The sequence below is a fragment of the Streptococcus sp. 544 genome (genome assembly GCF_013277385.1).
Classification (GTDB): Bacteria; Bacillota; Bacilli; order Lactobacillales; family Streptococcaceae; genus Streptococcus; species Streptococcus mitis_BA.
In genome coordinates, this window is record NZ_VMMU01000032.1 from 1 (window position 1) to 4,957 (window position 4,957).

The 4,957-nt window shown below is 40.2% G+C and carries 6 protein-coding genes and 1 tRNA gene; 2 read left to right on the forward strand and 5 right to left on the reverse strand.

Going from position 1 to position 4,957, the window contains the following annotated elements; genetic code table 11:
* Positions 1 to 210: 210 nt before the first annotated feature.
* From HT728_RS09900 to HT728_RS09915, 4 genes are all read right to left on the reverse strand, one after another.
* Positions 211 to 283: transfer RNA gene (locus tag HT728_RS09900), tRNA-Thr, on the reverse strand.
* A 100-nt stretch (positions 284 to 383) separates the two neighbouring features.
* The gene (locus HT728_RS09905) at positions 384 to 1,169 is read right to left on the reverse strand and encodes an ABC transporter permease (protein ID WP_173235024.1); all 786 of its coding nucleotides are present in this window, start codon (positions 1,167 to 1,169) and stop codon (positions 384 to 386) included.
* A 1-nt stretch (position 1,170) separates the two neighbouring features.
* Complete coding sequence (locus HT728_RS09910) at positions 1,171 to 1,989, reverse strand: ABC-2 family transporter protein (protein ID WP_000594187.1); 819 nt, start codon at positions 1,987 to 1,989, stop codon at positions 1,171 to 1,173.
* Between the two features lies 1 nt (position 1,990).
* Positions 1,991 to 2,983 (reverse strand): ATP-binding cassette domain-containing protein, encoded by a 993-nt coding sequence (locus HT728_RS09915; protein WP_173235026.1) that lies wholly within the window; start codon positions 2,981 to 2,983, stop codon positions 1,991 to 1,993.
* A gap of 325 nt (positions 2,984 to 3,308) precedes the next feature.
* Here HT728_RS09915 and HT728_RS09920 point away from each other — a divergent pair, with 325 nt between their 5' ends.
* Both HT728_RS09920 and HT728_RS09925 read left to right on the forward strand, forming a co-directional pair.
* On the forward strand, positions 3,309 to 3,596 hold the full coding sequence (locus tag HT728_RS09920; protein ID WP_173235028.1) for a type II toxin-antitoxin system RelB/DinJ family antitoxin: 288 nt from the start codon (positions 3,309 to 3,311) through the stop codon (positions 3,594 to 3,596).
* Positions 3,586 to 3,927, forward strand: coding sequence for a type II toxin-antitoxin system RelE/ParE family toxin (locus HT728_RS09925; RefSeq protein ID WP_164226856.1), 342 nt, complete (start codon positions 3,586 to 3,588; stop codon positions 3,925 to 3,927). The genes HT728_RS09920 and HT728_RS09925 overlap by 11 nt, the downstream gene beginning before the upstream one ends.
* A gap of 521 nt (positions 3,928 to 4,448) precedes the next feature.
* On the opposite strand, the gene HT728_RS09930 is transcribed toward HT728_RS09925, so the two are convergent.
* Positions 4,449 to 4,957: LPXTG cell wall anchor domain-containing protein (locus HT728_RS09930; protein WP_173235030.1), on the reverse strand; the 509-nt coding region annotated here is incomplete at its 5' end.

Here is a 4,957-nt window from a genome sequence, read left to right on the forward strand (position 1 = left end):
ACGAAGTCAGTCACATATAAACGGCAAGGTGAAGCTGACTTTGTTTGAAGAGATTTTCGAAGAGTATGAATACTCACGTCCCTTACAACAATCATTATAGCAGAGGAGTTTCTCAAGAACAAGTTCTTTTGCCTATCTGGTCTCTATATCAGTCTAAGTGGTCTGATTTTCTTTAAAAAGAAAAAGAAGCCTGATGAGACTTCTTCACTTTGCCGATTGCAGGGATCGAACCTGTGACCTAGGCTTTACGAGTGCCTTGCTCTACCAACTGAGCTAAATCGGCTATTACACTTACAGTATAGCACTCTGAGAATAGATGTCAAGGAATTTTCATCTCTATTAGAAAAAGCCTGTCTTGAGACAAGGCTTTGAGTTTCTTCATCTTAGGACCCAGCACTTTCGTAAGAATCCAAGCCCCTGTCCCATAGTTTCAAGGAAATAGCAAAGAAAGCGAGGGAAATCAACATCAAACCTCCGATGTTAAAGATTACACCCTTGTCCTGCAAGAAATAGCTGGCAGGATAGTAGGCCGTAAAGGCAAAAGGTACAATAAAACTGATTAACCACCGAAGAAGAGAATTGTAAATCGAAATCGGGTACTTGGCAAAATCATTGAACATATAGAAGATGTAAATCATGGCGCCTGACTGTTTGGTCCAAAAAGCGATACTAGCTGTCGCGATTTTAAGAGAAGTATAAATCAAGGTCGCAAAAGGAATACAAACTAGGAAAAGCAGGAATTTTGGAAGAGTCCAAGCAATGCTGCTCATGGTTGTTCCCAATAAAATTCCACCAACCAAAAGTTCGCCCAAGGCATCAATCTGAAAGGTCTCAACTAGGATGTGAAAGAGAGGATTGATAGGACGAGTCAGATACTTGTCAAACTCCCCTTTTCTCACCAAACGCTGTCCCAGAGCCCAGAGATTATCAAAAAAGAGATGGTCCAGCCCCTTGGGAATCAAGGAAAATCCATAGATAAAAGCAATCTCTTGAAAAGTCCAACCTTCTAGGGATGGTATGTGTTGAAAGATGACATTGAGAAACAAGAGATTTAAACCTTGAGTTAAAAAAACTCCCAGAACACCAACTACAAAATCCACCTTGTATTCCATAATTTGTTTGATGTACTGTCTGATAAAAATCAGATGCATGCGTTGATATTTTTTCATACTAACCTCCTTGAATGGTGATAAAGGACTGGACCCGTTTCCAAATCAACTGAGACAAGCCCACCATCACTAAGAGCCAGAAAAACTGCAAAGCGAGCGCCTGAAGAATCTGATTGGCATCGTATTTCCCAACGATAATCATGACCGGAGTGTAAATCAAGGATGAAAAAGGCAGGAAAGACAGAATATCTGAAACAAGCTTTGGAAAGAAAGCCAAGGGAATCAAACTTCCAGACATAAAAGCCACTATGGAAGTCTTAAGTAAATTGGAACCCCATAGATTTTTAAACACAAAGGCAGAAAATCCAAAGCAGATATTAAAGAAAAAGTTAATCAGATAAGCTAGCGTTAGACTAAAGAGATAAAGGACAGTTAAACCCAACACTTCAACAACGCCTTGCCCAGATAAGATTTTCATCAAAACAATGACACTTAAAAATGGAAGGCCAACAGAGATAAAAATCAACCACTTGGAACCAAGCTCAGTGAAAAGATAAGAGGCCGCAAAATGCACTGGTCTCAGTAAGCGCATGATGATGGAACCATCCTTGACCTCCTCCCCAATCATAAAAGAGCTATCGGACCTGGTCAACAGATTGGTCACAAAACTCATGATGATGTAAAGGGTGATATCCGCCATATTAAAGCCCTGAATCAAAGACTCTTGTGAGGAATCAAAGACAGCCTTCCAGAGATAAAAAGCCACAAAAGCACCCATGACATCGCCTATCCGATAGAGAATAAAGTTGACTCGGTAAGTAATCAACTCCTGAACCCCTGCATTGATAAAGGGTTTATAACGTCTCCACAATTTGATCATCCTAGAGCTCCTTTCGGTAGAAGCGACGGATAATATCCTCAATATCCGTATCCACCATCTTCAAATCGCGAATTTCAAAATCAGACAGAGTTTGCTTGATAATGTCAGCTGACTGGTAGCGAGAACTATCGAATTCAATGTTGAGGCTACTCCCCTGTCTATCAATAATCATATCAGGCAGACCTTCATAGTGAGAAAGGAGATGACTTTGACCTGGTAGCAGTTCAAATGAGAGCGTCTTCATCTTGCCAAAGGTTTCCTTGAGTTGGCTCACCGTTCCATCAAAAATCTCCTGCCCCTTGTCTATCATAAAAATCCGATCACAAAGTTGCTCAATGTCGCTCAGGTCGTGAGTGGTCAAGAGAATGGTAGTCTCTTCCTCCTGATTGATCTGGGTAATGGCGCGACGAATGTTATCCTTGACCGAAACGTCCAAACCAATGGTCGGCTCATCTAAAAAGAGAACCTTGGGATTGTGAAGTAAGGAAGCCGCAATATCCGCCCGCATCCGTTGACCCAGTGAAAGAGTCCGCACGGGATCCTTGATAAAGTCCTTCAAATCCAAGACTTCATTCAAAAAATCCATGCGCTTATGGAAGAGCGAATCTGGCACATCGTAAATCTCTTTTAAGACCGTGTAGGTCTCTTGCAGGGCCAAATCCCACCATAGCTGGGTGCGTTGTCCAAAAACTACGCCAATATCTTTGACATAATCTTGACGATTGTCCTGGGGAATCTTGCCGTTAATCCGACAAAAACCAGATGTCGGTTTTAAAATCCCTGTCAGCATTTTGATTGTTGTTGACTTCCCAGCACCATTGGCCCCGATAAAACCTAAAATTTGCCCCTTTGGGACCTCAAAGGTTAAATCCTTGACCGCTTCAAAGGTCTGCTTTTCAGGATGAATAAAGGAACGTAATGCCCCCTTCAAACCCGGTTCCTTAACAGTCTTCACAAAATTTTTCTGAAGATGTTCCACTTCTATCATTCCCATATCTATCTCCCTATGGTAAGGAATTGCAACATTGTATTTTCCAATACAAGTAATCTAAATCCTTACTTTCTACACCTTCTACATTTTATTATTACAAAAGGCTTTATACCAACCTATTATAGTCCAATAAAAAACGAAATGCAAGCGTTTGCCTATGGATTGTGAAATTAGGATTTCTCTCATAAAATAATACTTTTAATCAAAAATTCTGTTTAATAGTTTAAATTACCACCCTTCCACCCTTCCCTACTAAAACAGCCCTTGACTTTCTCTATCTTTTTATGTAAGATATGTGTTATACCATATCATTACAAGGAGAAATGCCATGTCAACACTTACACGAGACCGAGTTTATAACTTCCGCGTCAATACTCAACTATTTGAAGAAGCAAAAACCATCCTAGAAAGCCAAAACATCAGCCTTTCAGATGCCCTCAACCTCTTTGTAGAACAAATCGTCCTTGAAAGAGGTCTCCCAATTAAAACAGCCGACCAACTCAAAGCAGAAATCTTCCTAGTCGAACTCAAAGCAGAACTAGATAAAGGCTACCAAGACATCATCGAGGAGCGTCTCTACGACACAGACGAGGTCTTTTCAAAGTATGGACTATAAAGTACGCTTTACAGAACAAGCCAGACAAGACTTGGACGATATTTTCATCTACTACTCCACAGAGTTCAGTGAAAACATAGCCAAGAAAGTCATCACTCGTCTACAACAAATTACCAACCTACTCACCTTCTCACCAGAGGGCGGTATTAACTTTGACCATAAAATCGGATACTCCCTCTATCCAGGAAATACTCTCAGAATGATTGTCTCTAAACAATACCTACTCTTTTACCTCATTCATGAAAAAGAAGTCCATATCCTGAGAATTATCAACTCACGCACCGACTACCTAAACCAACTCGACCACCTCTTTCAACATATCCAAGACTGAGAAGTAATCCCTCAGTCTTTTTATCTACTGTAAATCAATTGCATATAAAAAAACATAAACAAGGATTTTTTAAAACTCCCAATCCTCTAACATATCGAGGAGCTCCCCAACGTTCGACTCATGCACAAGCTCACGTTTGTAGAGAGCAGCAATCACAGCATGGAAACCATTCTCTTTTTAGACTCAAAATGACGAGATTGTGGAACCTCTACAGGCCCAATAACTTTTAACATTCTAGTTGATTGAATCTGGAATAGTCCGCCGAGTTTTCTAAAACATTGTTAGAAATTGGTTTAAATCCCCCAATCAACTTGTCCATTTTTTATCTCATTTCACTGTACAATAAGTGAGACTGAAAAAAGTCTGTAAAATTAAAAAACGCATAATATCAGGTCTTGAAACTTGATACTATGCGTTTTATTGTGGGAATATTTACTTCATTTTATCCTGAAATGAAGTTTTTGCCCATCCTCATTAAGGACAATCTGTTCATTGCAAACAAATTATACCCATTAGAAAGATTAGTCTTCTTTCTTCTTGCGAGCAAGAAATCCAAATCCACTCAAAACTCCAAGAAGTCCAAGTGCTGCGAGGCTAGCGTTAACTTCTGTACCTGTGTTAGGCAATTCTTTTTGACCATCAACATATTTAGGTGTTGCTGGCATTTGAGGTTTAGCTGGCTGTTCAGGTATTGCTGGAGTTGCTGGCTCTACCGGTTGTGCTGGTTGAGTCGGTTCAACCGGTGTTGGAGTTGGCATCTCAACTTTACGGAAGATATGTCTGATATTTCCATTTGAATCTGTCACAGTCTTCACATATTCGTAACCTGGAATTGTTCCCGGTTCTTTAGAACCTGGCTCAGTTGGTTTCAATGGATTTCCATTCTCATCAGTCCAAGTAGTTGTATTTTGCTTACTTGGATTTGGTTGAGGAACAGGTGAAGGTGTTGGAGCTGGTGGTGTTACTTTTTCATAAACATGAACAGTATCTCCATTTGACAGTTTCTTAGTCTCTACGAAGCGGTATTCTG